Below are 18,404 nucleotides of genomic sequence, written 5' to 3'. Positions count from 1 at the left end.
TGCGCACAATATGCAACGGCTAACTGAGTCGAAATCAAAACTTTTCCAGATCCTGGTGCCTGGCCTTGATCTCGCGCACGGTCCGCGATGACGAGCGCAGCACGATCGTGTGCGTGGTGATGAAATTGTGGCCGAACTTGACGCCGGCCAGCATATTGCCGTCGGTGACGCCGGTCGCGGCAAACAGCACGTCGCCGCGTGCCATGTCTTGCGTGTGGTAGATCCGTTTGGGGTCGGAGATGCCCATCTTGGCGGCGCGCGCCAGCTTTTCCGGCGTATCGAGGATCAACCTGCCCTGCATCTGGCCACCGGTGCAGCGCAAGGCGGCAGCTGCAAGCACGCCTTCCGGCGCGCCTCCGGTGCCGAGATAAATGTCGATACCGGTCTCGTCCGGATCGGTGGTGTGGATGACCCCGGCGACATCACCGTCGCCGATCAGACGGATCGCGGCGCCGGTCGCCCGCACGGCTTCGATCAACGCGCCATGGCGTGGCCGGTCGAGAATACAGGCGGTGATCTCCGCCACCGGCACGCCCTTGGCCCTGGCGAGGCTGGCGATGTTTTCGGCCGGCGAGGCATCGATGTCGATGATGCCGTCGGCATAGCCCGGGCCGATCGCGATCTTGTCCATATAGACATCCGGCGCGAACAAAAGGCTGCCTTTTTCGGCAATGGCGATAACGGCCAATGCGTTGGGCAGGTTCTTGGCGCAGATCGTCGTGCCTTCGAGCGGATCGAGCGCGATGTCGACAGCCGGGCCTTTGCCGGTACCGACTTCCTCGCCGATATAAAGCATCGGCGCCTCGTCGCGCTCGCCCTCGCCGATCACTACCGTGCCGTTGATGGCAAGACGGTTGAGTTCCTGCCGCATGGCATCGACCGCAACCTGGTCGGCGGCTTTCTCGTCGCCGCGTCCGCGCAATCTGGCGGCCGCGACCGCGGCGCGTTCGGTGACGCGCACCAATTCCATGGTCAGTATCCGGTCGAGGCCGGCGACAATGTTCTGGGCCACATTCATCGATGGACAATCCTCGTTGGCACTTTGTTTTTATGCATGTCGTCGTCCCAAAAACCGCCGCACACGTTTGGGCGACATGCATTAGCCTCCCGCCAGAGACGCGCTCCTTGTGTCAAAGCCCCGTGACAACAGCAAGACCTGCGCTGGACCTTTTTGAAAGCGCAGCAATATCAATCGATTAAACGCAAAAAGTGAGACTGCTATCCGGCCCGCTCGATGCGGATGACTTGCGGCTTGTCGGTCAGAAGGCTGTCCCTGGTGATGCCGTCGACGGCCTTACGCACCGCCGCCTCGGTCGTCTCGTGGGTCACCAGGATGACGGTCTTCTGTGCCTCGGTTTCCGGACCGGCGGCATGCTGGACGATCGATTCCAGCGAAATGTCGTTGTCAGCCATGCGCTTGGCTATTGCCGCGAAGACGCCGAGGCGGTCGTGCACGGTCAGCCGGATGAAATAACCCCCGGCATGGCTGCGCATCTGCGCCTTCTTGTAGGGCTTGAGCTCCTTCGCCGGCCGGCCGAAGACCGGACCATGCTGGAACCCAGGCCGGCTCTTAGCGATGTCGGCAATGTCGCCGATCACCGCCGATGCGGTGGCGTTGCCGCCGGCACCGGGGCCGGAGAGCAGCAATTCGCCGAGGATGTCGGTCTCGATGGCCACCGCATTGGTGACGCCGTGCACCTGCGCGATGACCGAGGCCGTCGGCACCATGGTCGGATGCACGCGCTGCTCGATGCCGCTTTCGGTGCGTTGGGCGACGCCAAGCAGCTTGATCCGGTAGCCGAGATCGCCGGCCGCGCGGATGTCGGCCTGGCTGATGTTGGAGATGCCTTCCATGTAGATATCGTTGGCGGCGATCTTCGTGCCGAAGGCAAGGCTGGTCAGGATCGACAGCTTGTGTGCGGTGTCGTGGCCCTCGATGTCGAAGGTCGGGTCGGCTTCGGCATAGCCCAACCGTTGCGCATCCTTCAGGCAGGCATCAAAGGACAGGCCCTCGGCTTCCATGCGCGTCAAAATATAATTGCAGGTACCGTTGAGAATGCCGAAAACGCGGGTCACCGAATTGCCGGCCATCGCCTCGCGCATCGTCTTGATGACCGGAATGCCGCCTGCCACCGCCGCTTCGTAGTTGAGCAGCACACCCCTCTTTTCTGCGATCTCGGCCAGTGAGACGCCGTGCTTGGCAAGCAATGCCTTGTTTGCGGTAACGACATGTCGGCCGGCCTCGAGCGCCGCTTTGACGGACGAGCGCGACGGGCCTTCGTCGCCGCCGATCAACTCGACGAAGACATCTATCTCGGCGATCTGCGCCATCTTGACGGCATCGTCGAACCACTGTGCCGTACCAAGATCGACGCCGCGGTCGCGTTTGGGATCGCGGGCCGAAACCGCCGACACCACGATGTCGCGTCCGCACTGCCGCGTCAGTTCGGCCGCCTTGTCGCGCAGCACACGGGCCACAGACGCACCGACGGTGCCGAGGCCGGCAATTCCAACACGCAACGCTTCAGCCATGTCCGGCGACGCCCCTCAACAATTCGGTCGATGTGTATAAGATCAGCGATGCGCGGCGAGCGGTACGACATTATTCGGCTGCTTGGCGCTGGATGCGAGGAAGCGCTTAATGTTGCGCGCCGCTTGCCGGATCCGATGCTCGTTTTCGACCAGCGCGATGCGCACGTGATCGTCGCCATGCTCGCCGAAGCCGACGCCCGGCGCCACCGCGACGTCGGCGTGCTCGATCAGGAGCTTGGAGAACTCAAGCGAGCCAAGGTGCTTGAACGGCTCCGGGATCGGCGCCCAGGCGAACATCGATGCCGCCGGTGCGGGAATGGTCCAGCCGGCACGGCTGAACGAGTCGACCATGACATCGCGGCGTTTGCGGTAGACGTCGCGCACTTCGGCGATGTCGGCGCCGTCGCCGTTAAGTGCATGCGCCGCCGCCACCTGGATCGGCGTGAAGGCGCCGTAGTCGAGATAGGATTTCACCCGCGTCAGCGCCGAGATCAGCCGTTCATTGCCCACCGCAAAACCCATGCGCCAGCCCGGCATCGAAAAGGTCTTCGACATCGAGGTGAATTCGACCGCGATGTCTATGGCGCCCGGCACCTGCAGCACCGAAGGCGGCGGATTGCCGTCGAAATAAATCTCGGAATAGGCAAGGTCCGACAGGATGATGATGTCGTTCTTCCTGGCGAAGGCCACCACCTCCTTGTAGAAATCGAGCGAAGCGACCAGTGCCGTCGGGTTGGACGGATAATTGAGGATCAGAGCCAGCGGCTTCGGGATCGAATGGCGGATGCCGCGCTCCAGGGCCGGGATAAAGCCGTCGTCCGGCTCGACCTGCAGCGAGCGGATGACGCCGCCCGACATAATGAAGCCGAAGGCGTGGATCGGATAGGTCGGATTGGGGCACAGGATCACGTCGCCGGGGGCGGTGATCGCCTGCGCCATATTGGCGAAGCCCTCCTTCGAGCCGAGCGTCGCCACCACCTGGCTGTCCGGGTCGAGCTTCACGCCGAAGCGGCGGGCATAGTAGTTGGCCTGGGCACGGCGCAGACCCGGAATGCCGCGCGACGACGAATATCGGTGCGTGCGCGGATCGCGCACCACCTCGCATAATTTGTCCACGATGGCCTTGGGCGTCGGCAGGTCCGGATTGCCCATGCCAAGGTCGATGATGTCGGCGCCGCGCGAACGGGCGCTGGCCTTCAGCCGGTTGACCTGTTCGAAGACATAGGGCGGAAGCCGGCGGACCTTGTGAAATTCTTCCATGGCAGTTCCAGACAGTGAGGTTGCGGTCGCGCGTATAAGCTTATTTGCAACTAGGGTCGAGAGCGGGGTCGCATTTGCCTTCGATCTGCTTCAGCGCCTCGGCGCCGTGTTTTTTTGCCAGCTGGTCCAGCGCTGCCTGGTCCGCAACCTTTACGCCGCCGCCCTTGGCGGCCTGGCTCTGCTTCTCGGCCTTCAGTTGGGCGAGCTTGGCGTTCTTTTCCTCGTCGGTGAATTGCTCGGCCGCCACCTGCGGCCGGATGTTCAGGTTCGGATAGGAACCGGTGTCCTTCGCGCCGACAAGGCCGGTGGCGGGCACCGCACCTTCCATGTTGCTGCTCGTGCAACCGGCCATCGCCAACATGACGAGCGCCATGCGGCAAAAACGACCAGTGCCGGAAAAAACGTTCTTGCCAATATTAATCGTCATATTGTTTTCCTGGCGGCCGGGTTAGAGCACATTGGACCCTGTTCGATATCCCATGGTAATATGTCAACAAAACGCTTCGGGAGGAACCCCGCGAACCATGGCCAAAACACCCGATTCGGGCAAAGCGGAAGATGACCAACCTTCGACCGTCGAGCAATATCTGGTGAAGGACCCGGAACGCTTCGCTCTGAACATGGCCCGCATGATCGAGCAGGCCGGCAAAGCCGCCTCGGCATGGGCCGAGCCGCGGGAAAAGGGCGAGGTACGCGATCACGTCGCCGAACCGGTCGTCGACATGGTGAAGACGTTCTCCAAGCTCACCGAGTACTGGCTCTCCGACCCGCAGCGCGCGCTGGAGGCGCAAACGCGGCTGTTTTCCGGCTACATGACCGTCTGGGCCAATGCTGTCCAGCGCGTCGGCGCCGGCGCCGAGGACGCCGAGGATGCGGTCAAGCCCGAGCGCGGCGACAAGCGTTTCCAGGACCCGGAATGGGGCCGCAACGCCTTCTTCGATTTCCTCAAACAGGCGTATCTGGTCACCTCGCGCTGGGCGGCCGAACTGGTCGAGCACGCCGACGGCCTGGACGAGCATACCCGCCACAAGGCCGGCTTTTATGTCAAGCAGGTGTCCAATGCCATCTCGCCGTCGAATTTCATCCTGACCAATCCGGAATTGTTTCGCGAGACTGTCGCCTCAAACGGCGAAAACCTGGTGCGCGGCATGAAGATGCTCGCCGAGGACATCGCCGCGGGCAAGGGTGACCTGAAGCTGCGGCAGGCAGATTATTCGCCCTTCGAGATCGGCAAGAATCTCGCCGCCACGCCGGGTAAGGTGGTCGGCCGCAGCGACGTCGCCGAAATCCTGCAGTACGAGCCGACTACCGACGCCGTGCTCAAGCGGCCGCTGCTGATCTGCCCGCCATGGATCAACAAATACTACATCCTCGACCTCAACCCGCAAAAATCCTTCATTCGCTGGGCCGTCGAGCAAGGCCACACCGTATTCGTAATCTCCTGGATCAACCCGGACGAGCGGCACGGCGCCAAGAGTTGGGAGGCCTATATCAGGGAGGGCCTGCAATACGGCCTCGACACGATCGAGAAGGCGACCGGCGAAAGGCAAGTCAACGCCATCGGCTATTGCGTCGGCGGCACGCTTCTGGCGGCGGCCCTGGCGCTGATGGCGCAGGAAGGCGACCACCGCATCAAATCCGCCACCTTCTTCACCACCCAGGTCGATTTCACCCATGCCGGCGATCTAAAAGTGTTCGTCGACGAGGAGCAGGTCGCGGCCGTCGAAAAGGCGATGAACGAGAAAGGCTATCTCGACGGCACCAAGATGGCGACTGCCTTCAACATGCTGCGCTCGGGCGACCTGATCTGGCCCTATGTCGTCAACAACTACATGCGCGGCAAGGATCCCCTGCCCTTCGACCTGCTGTACTGGAATGCCGATTCGACCCGCATGGGCGCTGCCAACCATTCCTTCTATTTGCGCAATTGCTATCTCGAGAACAGGCTCTCGCAAGGCATGATGGAACTGGCGGGCCGCACGGTTTCGCTGAAGGACGTTACCATTCCGGTCTACAACCTCGCCTCTAAGGAGGACCACATCGCGCCGGCGCTATCGGTATTCCTCGGCTCGAAATATTTCGGCGGCGAGGTCGACTACGTCATGGCCGGCTCCGGCCACATCGCCGGGGTCGTCAATCCGCCGGCGGCGGAGAAATATCAATACTGGACCGGCGGCAAGCCGGCCGGCGACTTCGACCAATGGCTCGCCGGGGCCACAGCCCACCCCGGTTCCTGGTGGCCGCACTGGCAACGCTGGATCGAAGCCAAGGAGAATACCCGCGTACCGGCCCGCAAACCGGGCGAGCATATGCAAGTTCTAGGCGAAGCCCCCGGCACCTATGTCAAGGTGCGCGTGTAACCATCTGTAATGTGTGGTGAGTTGACGCGCGGCCAAAAGCGGGCGAAATGGTGCCGTCAACCCTGAGCAGCCTTGATTCATCCTCTAGCCGCCAAATTACTTTGAGGCTTGCAGATTTGACACAGGTCTCGTTTCCGGTTCGGGGAACAAGGGTCATTTCGACGAGACGTTTCGGCGCCGCGCCAATGACGAACCGGTCGGATATCGAGGGGGAATTTTGTTTTGAGATCAGCAGGATCGCGCCTCGCGAAGGGAGAAAGCCGCGCCATTGTGGCGGCGCTTTTCTCGGTGCTCCTGGCGTCCTGCACCTCGGCCGGCGACCCGACCATGTCGGTCGGCATGCCAGGCTACAATACCTCGGCTACCGAAATCAGCACGGCCGCCGGTGCGCCCCAGGCCAGCACGGCCGCATTATCGTCGCAGATGACAACCGCACAAATGACGATGAATGCCAACGGCGACGCCAACCTTCCCGAGCAGGTCGCCTATGTGCCAATAGCCAAGCCAGGGGCCAAGCCCGATGCCGGCTTCCCGATCGCCGTTCCAACGGCAGCCGAGACGATCGCGGGACACACGCCGCAGCCGCTGCAACCAAACGCCCAGACGGCCGAACAGGCCGTGGCACAAAACAGTGCTGATGCATCGAAGCCCGACGCCAAGGCCGCCGCGCCGGCGATGAACAACCCGGTCTATGTAACCGCCGGCGAGATGCCGCAGCCACAGGCCTACGCACCGAAGAAAAACTTCCTAGCCTCGCTGTTCAGCGCCACCCCCGCTTCGGCAGCATCGCCGGCCAACAGCAGATCGGGCGGGCAGCCAACGGCCGTGCAGGCCAAGGCGACGCCTGCGGCGAAACCCACCGTTACCTTGGCCTCGGCCAATCCGGCTGAAAAGCCGGTGCAGTTGGTGTCGACCGGCGATACCAGCCATTTCACGACCGATGCGCTGCCCGGAGTGCGCCAGACGGCGTTGTTCGAGATCAAGCGCAAATCCGGCCTCGACGATGAGAGCGACGTCGATCTCAACGAAGACGAAGGTTCGGGTGGTGCCTACCAGGTCGCCTCCGCCGCCGGCCTCGCCAGGCTCGCGCCCAACGGCCTCCTGAAACAGAACGAAAGCGTCGATGTCGCCTGCTTGAAGCCGTCGCTGGTTCGCGTGCTGAAGACGATCGAAGGCCATTACGGCCGCAAGATGACGGTCACCTCCGGCTATCGCGACCCGGCCCGCAACCGCCGCGCCAACGGCGCCAAGAATTCGCTGCACATGTACTGCGCCGCCGCCGACATCCAGGTCCCCGGCGTCTCGAAATGGGAACTGGCGAGCTATATCCGCACCATGCCGGGCCGCGGCGGCGTCGGCACCTACTGCCACACCGAATCCGTCCATGTCGATGTCGGCCCCGAGCGCGACTGGAACTGGCGTTGCCGCAGGCGCGGCTAGGGAGAGGTTCTTCGGCCACAGCGAAGTCCCCTCGGCGACGTTGCAGCATGCTGCAAAACCACCTTGGCTGTCGGAAAGACGCGGTTTGGAGCCAAAGGAAAAAAGTTGTCGCAGCCGGCGGCAGACGGGTTGCCGGTTTGCCGCGACGCAACTATAAGCGCTCACATCTGAGCGCGCCCATCGTCTAGCGGTCAGGACACCGCCCTTTCACGGCGGTAACAGGGGTTCGATTCCCCTTGGGCGTACCAGCAATTTCAACTCGGCATATGTCTATCGCCAGCGTGACGCTGGCAAACTTGGCCGGACCCCACCCACTCTGATGGGGGTGTCAGCAAAGGGCGAAGACAAACTGCGGATTGTGCCCAGGGCTCCCTACGCCCGCAGCCCCCTCGCCTCGCCGCCGCGCTTGCGCGGAGGAACCATCATGTCCCTGGCAAGCAGGCCGCTCACCCGGCAAAAGGCCATGAAGGCCCGCCATGCGTCTTCGGTCTCGACGATGTCCACCGTGGCGCCAAAACAGGCATTGAACGCAGCCTGGTAGGTTGGCCCCTTCCGGCGAACCGGCCACGTTTGCAGGAAATCGAGCGCCTGCTCGACACTGTAGATTTCCTCGACCGGCTGGCTGGGCACAGGCGCGATACGCACCGGCACCGCAAATTGCAGTCTGTCCATTCGACCTCTCCCGAACCGACACCCCCGCAGCAACATCGTTCGGCATAAAAAGTTGCCGTGGCGGCTTCATGCTTGGGCCGACTTCTCGCCTAGAAATGTGTCGTCACTGCGGTAGCCAAATGAACCGGTCGGGAGCATGGGCAGCTACAGGCAAGGAGAGTGCCCCAAAGACCTGAATATCGCCGGTCTTCGGTCGTCGCCGGCAGTTCGTCCTTGAACCTTGCGCCTTCCAGTGCCAAATCTGGGGAGATTTCTCTGGCGGGGGCTCATCCAGCCCTCGCATCCCTGCAAGACGGACAAAAATGGTCACCTATCTCGACGCCGCCACGGCACCGCTCAGAAACACCGGCCAGATCCGTCTTTACGACGAGGAAGGCTTTATCGGCATGCGCAAGGCTTGCGATCTCACCGCGCGCTGCCTCGACGAACTGGTATCGATGGTGGCGCCCGGCGTCACCACCGAAGCGATCGATCGCTTCGTCTTCGAGTTCGGCATGGACCATGGCGCGCTTCCGGCGACACTCAACTACCGCGGCTACACGAAATCATCCTGCACCTCGATCAACCACGTCGTCTGTCACGGCATACCCGACAGCAAGCCGTTGAAGGATGGCGATATCGTCAATATCGACGTCACCTATATACTCGACGGCTGGCATGGCGACTCCTCACGCATGTATCCGGTGGGCACGATCAAGCGTGCCGCGGAGCGGCTGCTCGAAGTCACGTATGAGTGCCTGATGCGCGGCATCGCGGCAATCAACCCGGGCGCCCGCACCGGCGCCATCGGCGCCGCCATCCAGACCTACGCCGAAGCCGAGCGTTGCTCGGTGGTGCGCGATTTCTGCGGCCACGGCGTCGGCCGGCTGTTTCACGACGCGCCGAACATCCTGCATTACGGCAGCGCCAGCGAAGGCGTCGAGATGCGGCCGGGCATGATCTTCACCGTCGAGCCGATGATCAATCTCGGCCGGCCGCATGTGAAAGTGCTGTCGGACGGCTGGACCGCGGTGACGCGTGACCGTTCGCTTTCGGCGCAGTACGAACACACGATCGGCGTCACCGAAACCGGCTGCGAGATCTTCACGCTGTCGCCAAAAAACCTCGACCGCCCCGGCCTGCGGGCCTAGTGTCTGGCAGATCGGGCGTTACCTTGCCCGGCAAATGCTGGGTGGGCAGCCATGAACGGTGACGACGACGAGCGGGCCTTCTTTCCCGAAAGGCCGGTGCGATCGCCTGCGAAGGCGGTGGCCGCCGACAAGCCGCATTATCTCGGCCATCGCGACCGCTTGCGCGAGCGCTTCGCCGCCAGTCCTAACACCCTCCCCGACTACGAACTGCTCGAGCTTCTATTGTTCCGGCTGATCCCGCGCGCCGACACCAAGCCGGTCGCCAAGGCCTTGCTGGCACGCTTCGGTACATTGGCCGAGGTCCTCGGCGCGCCCGTCGAGCGCCTGCAGGAAGTGAAGGGCATCGGCCCGATGGTGGCGCTCGACCTCAAGGTGGTTGCGGCAACGGCGCAACGCATGGCGCGCGGCGAGATCGCCGGCCGCGAGCTGTTGTCGACCTGGACGCAGGTTCTCGAATACTGTCGGTCGGTGATGGCCTTCGAGGAGCGCGAGCAGTTCCGCATCCTGTTCCTCGACAAGAAAAACGCGCTGATCGCCGACGAAGTGCAGCAGGTCGGCACCGTCGACCACACACCGGTCTATCCGCGCGAGGTGGTCAGGCGCGCCCTGGAGCTCTCTGCCACGGCGATCATTCTGGCGCATAATCATCCGTCGGGAGACCCGACGCCGTCGCGCGCCGACATCGAGATGACCAAGCTGATCATAGAGACGGCCAAACCGCTTGGCATTGCCGTTCACGACCACATCATCATCGGCAGGAAAGGCCACTCCAGCATGAAGGGCCTGCTGCTGATCTGAGGTTTGGCGTTGTTTTCAGCTTTGTCCGCTGTGCGCCTATGTACCGCAACCTCAAGGCGGTCGGCTCGATAAATTCTGGCGCCGAGGCTCAGCTGGCCGTGCGCAGGCGCCGCGATCGGACAAATGTCTTAAGTCCCTCGGAGTCTAACGGGTGGCCGAAGGCATAACCCTGCAATATGTCGCAGCCCAGGCCCTTGAGTAGCCGTGCGTGCTGCATCGTCTCGACGCCTTCCGCCACGACCTCGATACCCAGCGATTTGCCGATTTCGATGATCGACGAGACAACCTGCCTTCTCTGCGGCGATTTGACGATTGGGGTGACCAGCTGCCGATCTATCTTCAGCCGGCGCGGCTGCAACTTCAGCAAACTGACCATCGAAGCGTAGCCGGTACCAAAATCGTCTATTTCGATGTCAATCCCCAGTTCTTTTATTTGCTCGATGTTCCACGTGACAAGATCGTCGTTCTCGTCCAGGAAAATCGACTCAACAAGCTCGAACGAAACTGTTCCTCTCTTGATATCTTGTTCTCGCAGGCTCTTGATAAGCTCCTCGTCTTGAAGGCGCCTCGCCGAGACATTGACCGACACCCGTGGAATGTTAAGTTTTGCAGCGGACCACTCTTCGAAATCCGAAAGCGATTGCTTCAATATGGCTTGGTCGATGATCGAGACGACGTTCAGTTCTTCCGCAATCCTCAGGAAGATGTCGGGTGCCAAAATACCCTTTACTGGATGTTGCCACCTCGCCAGCGCCTCAACCCCAACGATTTCGAGCGTCTTTGCGTCAAATTGGGGCTGGTAGAACGGGATGAACTCGTTGCGCTCGAGGCCGCCGAGAATTTCGTCGGCAATCCGTTTTGTATCGACGATTTCGCTTTGCATCGCGTCAGTGAAGAATTCGTATCGATTGCGCCCTCGGCTCTTTGCTCGGTAAAGCGCGATATCTGCGTTCACCAGCAGGTGTTTGGCTTCGACATCTTTTCCGTTGTCGACAGCTATACCCACGCTGACGCCAAAACGGCACCGGTGGCCCTGATAATAGACGGGCTCGCGCATCTGGCTGATGACCCGATCGGCAAGCAGCGCCAGTTGCTTGGTATCGTCGCGTACCACGCACAGAACGATGAATTCGTCTCCTCCAATGCGGGCGACGAATCCTTCGTCGCCGACCTTCGATCTGAGGACTGTCGACGCGTGAACCAGCATCGCGTCACCGGCGGCGTGGCCCAGCGTATCGTTGATGTGCTTGAACCGATCCAGATCGATGTGAAGCAGTGCCGCACGCCCGCCTGAGCGCCTGGCGTTTGCCGCGTAGTCTTCCAGTACCTGGTCGAGGTAACGCCGGTTGGGCAAGCCGGTCAGCGAGTCATGAAGCGCAATGTGCTCTATGCGCGCCTTGGCCGACTCGAGTTCTGCATTTTTCGACTCCGACAGCTGTTTTGCGCGAACCAGATCCTTGTTCAGCAGGACGTCGGCAGTCACGTCCCATTCCGCGCCGATCATTTTTGGGGTGTCGTTTGTGGCCCGGTAAAGGATCGCCTTGGACCGGACATGACGGACCTCGCCATTCGGGCGCACAATCCGGTACTCCGACAAATATGGTCGTCCGCTGGTCACCGCCGTATCGAAATCTGCGTTGGCGCCAGCCAGATCATCTGGATGGATCGCTCCCGCCCAGTCTGTGTAGCCCCGGTGCTCCCCCGCTGGTTTGCCATATATTTCATTGACGCGTTCATCCCATGTAAGCTCGTTGGTCGCGAGATCGTGTTCCCAAACCCCGATAGCCGAAGCTTCCAGAGCGAGTTCAAGGCGTCGTGACAATCGGCGCAATTCCGCATAATTGCGCTGTCTTTCGCCTATCAGACGACCAGTGACCAGGAAAGGGAACACAACCAAGGCCCCGGCCGTCGCCATGATCGCGCGCAACAACCATGCGTTACTTGGCGTCGAAGGCCAGCCGTTCTTGGGAATGGCAGCGAGCTGCCACGAGCCGGAAGGAAGCAAAACGTCAGCCGTCACCGGATCGCTTTTGCTGATCTCCTCATTGCCGTAGAATTGACCACCTCGGTGACCGAGGGCGTCCCTGCCGATCAGCGCGATGTCGATCCCGAGATCGTCGTCAAGCATGCCGCTCGCTTTGTAAAGGCGCTGCACGTCGACAACGGCGGAAATAATGCCCCAGAACCTTTCCGTGTTGCCCGCGCTGGGCACGAAAACCGGAAAGCGGCCGATGAAGCCCTGTCCTCCCTGCTTCAGCTCGACGGGACCCGCAAGCACCAGCTTGCGTTCGTCTCGCGCCCTCAGCGCAGCCGCACGCTGCCGCTCGTTCTTGCGGTAGTCCAGGCCCATCGCCTGCTCGTTACCCTCCATCGGGTACATCAGGGAAACGACCAGATCGGGCGCGCCGGCAATATTGTTCAATTGCGAGTCGGCGCCAAACAGATTGCTCGCCAGCGAGGCGAAGCGTTGCTGTCCCATATAAGGCTCGGTCACGACCGCGGCGACCAATCCACGCACGAGTTGAAGGTTTCCGTTGATATTGCCTTCGAGCTTGGCGCGGATGAGATTGACCTTGGTCAGCACGTCCGCACGGACGGCCTGGTCCGAGACGACTTTGTTCTGGTGCTCCGCGAACGCTGCGCTGATAAGTATGACGACAAGCGCGATCGCCGCCGGAATATTTGCCGACGAAAAGACGACTTCCTTGATGCCGCCGAACTTAGCGCGGAAAAAAGCCAATAGGCGATTCCTCAAGTGCCATTTCAGGTTCCCGGGTCGACCCGATGAGGAACATTAGCTTTCAATGTTTAATGTCACCTTCACGCCCCTTAGAGCTTTTGCGCTTTCCGACCCGTTGCTGATGCTGCAGGCCCGAGCGGCTGGAGCCAGCTGCCGATTTCCACTGACATCGTCCCACTGATTGAGTTGAGATGCGCTGGCGCCGGCGATCCTTCGGAAGATCGAGGAGCGCGAGCGATTGCAAACTTCGACGCTCCGACCCGAGTACTCAGGAGCGTCGACCTGGACTAGTGCCCCTCGATCGCCTTGGGAGACACAAGGTATGGTATCTTGCCGATGCTGCGCTTCGTCGCGCCAATGGAATAGGCCATCGGTATCTTGGGAGAGTTCTCTGGCAGGCCGTACATATCCTTGCCGGCCCGCACGGCAAATGAAAAGTGCTGCCACGAAACAGTGTCATGCTCATTGAGAAAATCAAGCGTCAGACCAGCTGAAATCAACGCATTCACCACGTCACTGATCGGGTGGATCCATTCATAATAGCGAGGATGCTTCAGGATGCGGTCATCGCCGGTGTAGGTCAGCTCCTCGTTCCAGGCGAGCGGCCGAGCTATCGGCGTTCGCCAGTCGTGCTTCAATTCCAGGGCCGCGGCCTTTCGATCGCACTGAAACATCAATGGATGGCCCTCGGCCATGTAGAGACGGCCGCCGGGTCTCAGGAGGTCGGCAACCACCCGCGCCCAACGGAACACGTCGTCCAGCCAGTTTACCGAGCCCCATGTAACGTAAGCGATGTCAAAGGTCCGACCGAGCGCTTCCACCGCTTCGAACAGTGGCGCTTCCACGAAGCGCACGTCGGTGCCTGCCTTCGCAGCAAAATCCCGCGCCGCCGCGATCGCCGCCGGTGAAAAGTCGAGCCCCGTCACACTGCCTGCGCCGAGATTCTTCAGGCTGATTGTGTCGAGGCCGATGTGACACTGCAGGTGGACGATATCCTTGCCGGCAATATCGCCGACCTCGCGCGTTTCCAGCTCGTAGAGATTGGATCCGCCGGCCAGCACATTCTCGATGTGGTAGCTGCCCGTTGTGTCGGTCGAGTGCAGTTCGGCCCGATCATCCCAATTAAGGCGGTTCGCACCCAAAAACCGTTCCAAATTCCCCCCACCCCTGACTGACGCATGGTAAACAAGTCGTTAAACTACCTTTGCAGCGAAAGTATCGCGCGTCAATCCGGACCGGGCGGCAGTTTGCCACCGTTCGCGGACACCATAGCTTCTGGAACGCTTGCCGCAGATCAAAGGCTTCTGGCGCAGTCGCCGCGCTTGGCAATAAGACCCTGCAGGCGCACCTGACGCCATCCTCGTGGTCTGCCTGTGGATTAGTCGGTTCCTCGGCCCCCCACGGCCACCATCGCGATGTTTCTGGAGATCTCGTTTGTGGGGTCAACTGCGTCTGCCATGCCGCTCGTGAGTGCTCGGTAGAGTGCCACATAATCGCTGCACATGCGCTCGACCGTGAACCGCTTCTCGAACGTCTGCCGCACTCGTGCGCGATCGAGGCTGTCGATGCGCCGGAGCGCGCCCACAGCTTCCTCCACCGTATCCACGATCCATCCGGACACACCGTCATCGATGATCTCCGGGACGGCGCCACGCCGGAACGCAATCACCGGCGTACCGCAGGCCATTGCTTCGATCGTCACGAGCCCGAAGGGTTCCGGCCAGTCGATCGGGAACAAAAGCGCTTTCGCATTGCCCAGAAAATCCGCCTTTTGCCGCTCATCGATTTCGCCAATGAACTCCACGTTCGAATGCCGCAGCACTTGCGGCTCGACCCTTTCCTTCCAGAACGACTGGTCCACCTTGTCGATCTTGGCGGCGATCTTCAGGGGAAACCCCGCCCGCACTGCTATTTCTATGGCCGCTTCCGGCCCCTTTTCCGGCGAGATACGACCGAGAAACGCAAGATAGCCAGAGGTGTTCGGGTGGAATGGCAGAAGATCGCGGGGCAGGCCATGATGCACGCTTCCAACCCAATTGACGGGCGGCATGGGCCGGCGCTGGTCGAAGGAGATCGAGACCAGGGGAACGTCGTCGAACATCGCATAAAGCTGCGCCAGATCGGGCAGGTCGAGCCTGCCGTGAAGCGTGGTAACCGTTCGTCTGGCAAAATCCCGAATGATGGGGAAGTGCAGAACATCGACGTGGAAATGCAAAACGTCGAACTCATCGGCTCGCCGGCGCACCCGTTCAAGCATCATAACGTGGTGCGCACCACCGTCCTGGACCCTGGGGTTCAGGCGCAGCGCGACGTCGCAACACGGCACCAGCTTGGCTGAGGTACGAGAATCGGCGCTGGCGAACAGCGTCACCTCGTGGCCCTGTCGGACAAGTTCTTCGGTCAGATACGAAACAATTCGCTCTGTTCCACCGTAGGTTCGGGGCGGCACGGATTCGGTTAGCGGCGCGATCTGGGCTATTTTCATTTAGAAAATCTTTTCGGCGGCGACCGCCGTCTTTCAAACAAGCTTCGGCGGCAACCAAGACAAGCGAGAGCTTCTCGCTGCGAAGTATTCTATGCAGAGCATATTTATAGTTGTGCCGTCCGTGCTCCTCCCGTGCAATCAGGTTGCCCTTATTCAACTCCTCTGGATCCAAGAACTGCGATCCATGAGAAATGTTTCACCGGCTCGATAAAAAGACAGAATGAGCTACGCGCCGCCGCCCCGCCGCCCCCTGACAGGCAGCTGTGGATCGCTCGATCACCACCAAGTGATCCAGGCGTGCCGGTGCCGAATGGAACATAAAGCCCGGAATTCAGTTAGATAGCCGGATTTGGCTGGAGTACCGCCAGATGCGGAATTCCAGCTGGGCAGGGCACTACCGTGACACGGAGTGAGCGGCTTCGGGCGCATCTCGCCGAACTCAGGCACCACCTTGCCGAACTCGGGAGCCATAAACGCTCCCCATGGAGGATGCCATGAACCAGTGGACAAACGCCAGGCTCTGTGACGTAGCCAACCTGATCCTTGGGGCAATTCTGTTCTTCTCTCCCTGGATCTTCACGTTTGCGGCAGGCCCGCAGACGCAGAACGCCCTCGGCAGCGGAATCTTGATCGTCGTGCTGTCGGTTGCCGCCCTCGCAGCATTTGCCGTGTGGGAAGAGTGGGTGAACCTGGTCGTCGGACTGTGGGTTCTCGTATCGCCCTGGGTGCTTGGATTCCAAGCGACAACGGCGATGACCGTGCATGTCGTGATCGGCATTCTGGTCGCCGTGCTTGCGGCGATCGAGCTCTGGATGATGTATCAGAACCCGCCGACCCAGTCGGCCGCCTAGCACGCGCAGCCAGCCAGCGCCCTTTTTGGGCCTGACAGATCGATCGGTCGTCTGCCGGCCTCTCGGCAACAGCCGCCGGAGGCCGGGTAGGCGGTTGTCTGGACGAGAACCAAGAAGGATGGCGCATCATGGTCGGTGACAATCCGCGTTCGACGGCCAGGATTGCAGGACATCCTATTCATCCGATGCTGGTGCCGTTTCCGATCGCCTGCTTCGTCGGCACCCTGCTGACGGATCTGGCCTACTGGCGAACAGCGGAGATGATGTGGGCTGACTTCTCCGCTTGGCTGGTTACCGTCGGCGTGATCATGGGCTGCCTTGCAGCGATCGCGGGGCTGATCGATTTCCTGGCCAATCCGCTGGTAAGAGCACAGCCCCCCGCCTTGCCGCACGTGCTAGGCAATCTGCTGGCGCTGGCGTTGTCCATCATCAACATGCTCGTGCACACCCGCGATGCATGGACCTCCATCGTTCCTACCGGCTTGATCCTCTCGGCGGTTGTCGTGCTCATCCTCATCTTCACCGGTTGGCTGGGCTGGTCCATGGTTTACCGGCATCACGTCGGAGTGGCGGATTGATGCGCGTAGAAAGCTCCATCAGACAAGCCGGGCGCATCGCGGCGTCCATCTTTACTTGCACTGCGGCGATCGCTCTTGCAGCGTGCAGTGGCAACGACCCGGATCCCAGCAGTCAGATAGGGCCGAATCCAAACCTGCCCGAGCCGATCCAATATTTCTTCCCGCCCATGCATCTCGCTTCCGTGGTCGGGTGGAAGAACGACGAAAAGCCGACCGTCGCGCAGGGGCTCCAGATCCAGGCCTTTGCCAACGGCTTGCAGCATCCGCGGTCGCTTTATGTGCTGCCCAATGGCGATGTCCTGGTGGTCGAGTCCAAGGCGCCGGGCGGCGAACCGATCAAACGGCCCAAGGATTTGGTGATGGGCTGGATCGAGTCCTGGGTCACCTCGGGCGGCGACAGCGGCCCGAGCAACCGCGTTACGCTGCTGCGCGACGCCGACGGCGATGGCAAGCCGGAGCTGACCAGCGTCTTCCTCGACCACCTGAGCTCCCCCTTCGGCGTGGCGCTGGTGGGAAGCGATCTCTACGTCGCCAATACCGATTCCATCGTCCGCTATCCCTACAACACCGGTGAAACCAAGATCACCGCGCCCGGAACGCCGCTAACCGCCCTGCCCGGCGGCCCGATCGACCACCATTGGGCGAAGAGCCTGGTGGCAAGCCCCGACGGCTCGCTGCTCTATGTCGGCATCGGCTCGAACAGCAACGTCGCCGAAAACGGCATCGAGGCCGAGAAGAACCGCGCCGCCATCTGGCAGGTGGACAGGGCCACCGGCCAGTCGCGCATTTTCGCCAGCGGTTTGCGCAATCCAAACGGCCTGAGCTGGGAGCCGCAGACCGGGGCGCTCTGGGCCGTGATCAATGAGCGCGACGAGCTCGGCCCCAATCTCGTGCCGGATTATCTGACCTCGGTAAAGGATGGCGGCTTCTACGGATGGCCCTACAGCTATTATGGCCAGCATCTCGATCCCCGCGTCATGCCCCAGCGTCCGGACCTGGTCGCGAAAGCGATCGTTCCGGATTATGCGCTGAGTTCCCACGTCGCCCCTCTGGGACTGGCCTTCTATACGGCAAACAGCCTCCCCGAGGCATATCGCGGCGGCGCTTTCGTTGGCGAACACGGCAGCTGGGACCGCACGCGCTTCAATGGCTACAAGGTGGTGTTCGTACCATTCAGCGGCGGCCATCCTAGCGGCGTCGCTACCGACGTGGTGACCGACTTCCTGGACAAGGACAACAAGGCGCGCGGCCGGCCTGTCGGCCTGGCTGTCGACAAAACCGGGGCCCTGCTCATAGCCGACGATGTCGGCAACACAGTTTGGCGGATGACATCTGCCGGCCAATAAAGTGGCCCGCTCCCTTCGTCGAGCTGTCGGTCGAGCAGGTGGAAGGGATCCCCGACGATCGCCGTTCCGTGGTTCTGCCAGGCGCATTCGGTGTGCTCGCCATTGCCTGCCGCTGTCACCGCCGACCGAAGGACCGCCAGCGCCGCGAAATGGTATTTTTGCCCTTCCCACAGCCGGCTCTAGAATTTTCATCGCAAATCAAGTTATGATGC

Annotated in this window: 15 protein-coding genes and 1 tRNA gene; 8 read left to right on the top strand and 8 right to left on the bottom strand. The window is 61.4% G+C overall.

What is annotated here, in order from left to right; genetic code table 11:
- Positions 1-34 precede the first annotated feature (34 nt).
- From glpX to NKH78_RS13465, 4 genes are all read right to left on the bottom strand, one after another.
- Entirely contained in the window at positions 35-1,018 is a 984-nt protein-coding gene (gene glpX, locus NKH78_RS13480) for a class II fructose-bisphosphatase (RefSeq protein WP_352689960.1), read from the bottom strand.
- A gap of 200 nt (positions 1,019-1,218) precedes the next feature.
- Positions 1,219-2,532 (bottom strand): homoserine dehydrogenase, encoded by a 1,314-nt coding sequence (locus NKH78_RS13475; protein ID WP_352508757.1) that lies wholly within the window; start codon positions 2,530-2,532, stop codon positions 1,219-1,221.
- A gap of 42 nt (positions 2,533-2,574) precedes the next feature.
- Positions 2,575-3,792, bottom strand: a complete 1,218-nt coding sequence (locus NKH78_RS13470) for an LL-diaminopimelate aminotransferase (RefSeq protein WP_352737131.1) — start codon at positions 3,790-3,792, stop codon at positions 2,575-2,577.
- A 40-nt stretch (positions 3,793-3,832) separates the two neighbouring features.
- Positions 3,833-4,219 carry a hypothetical protein gene (locus tag NKH78_RS13465; RefSeq protein WP_352737132.1) on the bottom strand — a complete coding sequence of 129 codons (387 nt, stop codon included), beginning with the start codon at positions 4,217-4,219 and terminating at the stop codon, positions 3,833-3,835.
- Positions 4,220-4,316: 97 nt separating this feature from the next.
- On the opposite strand from NKH78_RS13465, the gene phaC reads away from it, so the two are divergent.
- The 3 genes from phaC (at position 4,317) to NKH78_RS13450 (ending at position 7,840) form a co-directional block, all read left to right on the top strand.
- On the top strand, positions 4,317-6,152 hold the full coding sequence (phaC, locus tag NKH78_RS13460; RefSeq protein ID WP_352737133.1) for a class I poly(R)-hydroxyalkanoic acid synthase: 1,836 nt from the start codon (positions 4,317-4,319) through the stop codon (positions 6,150-6,152).
- A 327-nt stretch (positions 6,153-6,479) separates the two neighbouring features.
- Entirely contained in the window at positions 6,480-7,592 is a 1,113-nt protein-coding gene (locus NKH78_RS13455) for a YcbK family protein (RefSeq protein ID WP_352737213.1), read from the top strand.
- A 173-nt stretch (positions 7,593-7,765) separates the two neighbouring features.
- Positions 7,766-7,840 (top strand) — tRNA-Glu (locus tag NKH78_RS13450).
- Positions 7,841-7,964: 124 nt separating this feature from the next.
- On the opposite strand, the gene NKH78_RS13445 is transcribed toward NKH78_RS13450, so the two are convergent.
- Entirely contained in the window at positions 7,965-8,264 is a 300-nt protein-coding gene (locus tag NKH78_RS13445) for a DUF982 domain-containing protein (protein WP_254818355.1), read from the bottom strand.
- A gap of 302 nt (positions 8,265-8,566) precedes the next feature.
- On the opposite strand from NKH78_RS13445, the gene map reads away from it, so the two are divergent.
- Together map and radC are read left to right on the top strand one after the other, a co-directional pair.
- Positions 8,567-9,394 carry a type I methionyl aminopeptidase gene (map, locus tag NKH78_RS13440; RefSeq protein WP_352737135.1) on the top strand — a complete coding sequence of 276 codons (828 nt, stop codon included), beginning with the start codon at positions 8,567-8,569 and terminating at the stop codon, positions 9,392-9,394.
- 51 nt (positions 9,395-9,445) lie between these two features.
- Complete coding sequence (gene radC, locus NKH78_RS13435; RefSeq protein ID WP_254818353.1) at positions 9,446-10,192, top strand: RadC family protein; 747 nt, start codon at positions 9,446-9,448, stop codon at positions 10,190-10,192.
- Positions 10,193-10,280: 88 nt separating this feature from the next.
- On the opposite strand, the gene NKH78_RS13430 is transcribed toward radC, so the two are convergent.
- The 3 genes from NKH78_RS13430 to NKH78_RS13420 form a co-directional block, all read right to left on the bottom strand.
- Positions 10,281-12,860 carry a bifunctional diguanylate cyclase/phosphodiesterase gene (locus NKH78_RS13430; RefSeq protein ID WP_352737214.1) on the bottom strand — a complete coding sequence of 860 codons (2,580 nt, stop codon included), beginning with the start codon at positions 12,858-12,860 and terminating at the stop codon, positions 10,281-10,283.
- A 359-nt stretch (positions 12,861-13,219) separates the two neighbouring features.
- Positions 13,220-14,074: a class I SAM-dependent methyltransferase gene (locus NKH78_RS13425; protein ID WP_352479767.1), complete on the bottom strand. Its 855-nt coding sequence runs from the start codon at positions 14,072-14,074 to the stop codon at positions 13,220-13,222.
- A 236-nt stretch (positions 14,075-14,310) separates the two neighbouring features.
- A complete protein-coding gene (locus tag NKH78_RS13420) occupies positions 14,311-15,417 on the bottom strand; it encodes a glycosyltransferase family 4 protein (protein WP_352737136.1) in 1,107 nt (368 codons plus the stop codon).
- A gap of 494 nt (positions 15,418-15,911) precedes the next feature.
- Here NKH78_RS13420 and NKH78_RS13415 point away from each other — a divergent pair, with 494 nt between their 5' ends.
- The 3 genes from NKH78_RS13415 to NKH78_RS13405 all read left to right on the top strand — a co-directional run bounded on the left by NKH78_RS13415 (position 15,912) and on the right by NKH78_RS13405 (position 18,192).
- Positions 15,912-16,268, top strand: coding sequence for an SPW repeat protein (locus NKH78_RS13415; RefSeq protein ID WP_254818350.1), 357 nt, complete (start codon positions 15,912-15,914; stop codon positions 16,266-16,268).
- 128 nt (positions 16,269-16,396) lie between these two features.
- Positions 16,397-16,846, top strand: coding sequence for a DUF2231 domain-containing protein (locus tag NKH78_RS13410; RefSeq protein WP_352508761.1), 450 nt, complete (start codon positions 16,397-16,399; stop codon positions 16,844-16,846).
- Positions 16,846-18,192 (top strand): PQQ-dependent sugar dehydrogenase, encoded by a 1,347-nt coding sequence (locus tag NKH78_RS13405; RefSeq protein ID WP_352737137.1) that lies wholly within the window; start codon positions 16,846-16,848, stop codon positions 18,190-18,192. The genes NKH78_RS13410 and NKH78_RS13405 overlap by 1 nt, the downstream gene beginning before the upstream one ends.
- Positions 18,193-18,404 lie beyond the last annotated feature (212 nt).

It is taken from the genome of Mesorhizobium sp. M0910, from assembly GCF_040319465.1.
In the GTDB taxonomy this organism is placed as follows: Bacteria; Pseudomonadota; Alphaproteobacteria; order Rhizobiales; family Rhizobiaceae; genus Mesorhizobium.
This window is presented reverse-complemented; position numbering and strand designations above follow the sequence as displayed.

Bases quoted from the DNA above. Each gene is read 5' to 3' on its own strand.
- glpX (WP_352689960.1), bottom strand. From the start codon at position 1,018: ATGAATGTGGCCCAGAACATTGTCGCCGGCCTCGACCGGATACTGACC.
- NKH78_RS13475 (WP_352508757.1), bottom strand. From the start codon at position 2,532: ATGGCTGAAGCGTTGCGTGTTGGAATTGCCGGCCTCGGCACCGTCGGT.
- NKH78_RS13470 (WP_352737131.1), bottom strand. From the start codon at position 3,792: ATGGAAGAATTTCACAAGGTCCGCCGGCTTCCGCCCTATGTCTTCGAA.
- NKH78_RS13465 (WP_352737132.1), bottom strand. From the start codon at position 4,219: ATGACGATTAATATTGGCAAGAACGTTTTTTCCGGCACTGGTCGTTTT.
- phaC (WP_352737133.1), top strand. From the start codon at position 4,317: ATGGCCAAAACACCCGATTCGGGCAAAGCGGAAGATGACCAACCTTCG.
- NKH78_RS13455 (WP_352737213.1), top strand. From the start codon at position 6,480: ATGTCGGTCGGCATGCCAGGCTACAATACCTCGGCTACCGAAATCAGC.
- NKH78_RS13445 (WP_254818355.1), bottom strand. From the start codon at position 8,264: ATGGACAGACTGCAATTTGCGGTGCCGGTGCGTATCGCGCCTGTGCCC.
- map (WP_352737135.1), top strand. From the start codon at position 8,567: ATGGTCACCTATCTCGACGCCGCCACGGCACCGCTCAGAAACACCGGC.
- radC (WP_254818353.1), top strand. From the start codon at position 9,446: ATGAACGGTGACGACGACGAGCGGGCCTTCTTTCCCGAAAGGCCGGTG.
- NKH78_RS13420 (WP_352737136.1), bottom strand. From the start codon at position 15,417: ATGAAAATAGCCCAGATCGCGCCGCTAACCGAATCCGTGCCGCCCCGA.
- NKH78_RS13415 (WP_254818350.1), top strand. From the start codon at position 15,912: ATGAACCAGTGGACAAACGCCAGGCTCTGTGACGTAGCCAACCTGATC.
- NKH78_RS13410 (WP_352508761.1), top strand. From the start codon at position 16,397: ATGGTCGGTGACAATCCGCGTTCGACGGCCAGGATTGCAGGACATCCT.
- NKH78_RS13405 (WP_352737137.1), top strand. From the start codon at position 16,846: ATGCGCGTAGAAAGCTCCATCAGACAAGCCGGGCGCATCGCGGCGTCC.